We start from the raw sequence: 1516 nt of genomic DNA, 5'->3' as shown, positions 1-1516 counted from the left end.
TGAGATTTAAGGTTGTGGTCTCAGATGGCGTTTTCCCTTTCTTTGATGACTTAGATTTTGACCGACCTTTGACCATGGCAGAACCATCCCATTGTCTATCGATGTTATTATTTCTTAATTTGGCATGTTCAAGTTGAAAGCGGTGCGACCCGAACGCGCCCCGCGTCGGCTTTGCCGAAAGGTGCGACCCAAGGGCGATTTACTCGCCCTAGGAGGCGCGACAATCGCGCGAATTTAATAATTAGATGCGGAAAGCGCACCGTTGGTGTTTGCGCGATGGTTAAGCCAGCTTGTATAAGCCAAATTCATCACAAATTGATGTGCTCAACGCCTTTCGATTGAAGATGTTAAAGGATAATCTATCTTCATTTGCTGATATATTCTCACCAGTACCAAGGATATAAACACTACCGGAAAAGGGTAATGGTTTTAGAGGAGTTCCCTTGTTGGCAAGAATACTTTTTACTTTCTCATGATCAATATAAAACTTGTAGTAGCCATAACCCCGATTGTATTCAGGTTTTTCAGGTAACTCTAGTAAATCCCATCTAACAATGTTAGCTGTCCCCGACATTCGATAGAATTGTTTTCGTTTTAAATACAAACAATCTTCCCCATCTCGATACTTATAACCTCTATTAATAAACCAGCCATTTTCTTGAGGATTTTGCCTAACAAATTCCGCTAATTGTTTGCTAACACAATCATCGGCATCGACATTCATAGCATGAGTTGGGTCAAATCGACGAGCATAGGTTAATCCTGTCAAAACCTTACGTCCTTTGTCTGTCAATCCTCTAGCTATGGTGTTTTGCTCTTTCGGAGTAGAATAATCAACCTGAATATAAATGATATGGGGATGACTGAATGTAAGCTCTGGCTTTTCATTACAAACAACGATTACTCTAAATTCCGATGATGTTTGATTACATACTGATTTTACACAGCGTTCAAATAATTTAGATACATGTTCCCAAGATTTGGAAATATTTCGACTCTTGACTGGAATTACAAAAACTAGCATGATTAACCTTTATTGATAGAAAAACAAGGTAAAAAACTCCCATTAATTTGCGGTGCGACCCGTGGCGAATTTAATTCGCCAACGGAAAGCGCGAAAGCGCACCGGGACTAATTGAGTCAAATTAACGGGAGTTTTAATGTTAGGGTGAGGTGGCCATGGCGTTATTGGAACCTTGAAAGTAATCAAGCATTTCGTCAGCTATAACTATCACGAAAATGCTGCCAATAGTTTTCTATGCACCCCTATTAAGTATTAAGTTCAGGGTTTTTAACCCTTTTTCCTGATGCTTTCCACCGATCTGGTTTGTGACCGTAGATAGGCACGGAGTTTTCCTCAAGAGAGACTCACATCAGGTTTGATGATTTACCGTCAACCATAAACCGTCAACCATAAACCGTCAACCATAAACCGTCAACCATAAACCGTCAACCATAAACCGTCAACCATAAACCGTCAACCATAAACCGTCAACACAACCCGATCACTGAAACG

The 1516-nt window shown here is 40.6% G+C and carries 1 protein-coding gene; it reads right to left on the bottom strand.

Going from position 1 to position 1516, the window contains the following annotated elements:
• Positions 1-280: 280 nt before the first annotated feature.
• Positions 281-1024, bottom strand: a complete 744-nt coding sequence (locus F6K38_RS41695; RefSeq protein WP_287360705.1) for a glycosyltransferase family 2 protein — start codon at positions 1022-1024, stop codon at positions 281-283.
• Positions 1025-1516 lie beyond the last annotated feature (492 nt).

Source organism: Moorena sp. SIO3B2 (assembly GCF_010692525.1).
GTDB classification, from domain to species: Bacteria; Cyanobacteriota; Cyanobacteriia; order Cyanobacteriales; family Coleofasciculaceae; genus Moorena; species Moorena producens.
This window is presented reverse-complemented; position numbering and strand designations above follow the sequence as displayed.

What these genes read in the sequence shown, in the direction of transcription:
- F6K38_RS41695 (WP_287360705.1), bottom strand. Translation starts at nt 1,024, where the DNA reads ATGCTAGTTTTTGTAATTCCAGTCAAGAGTCGAAATATTTCCAAATCT.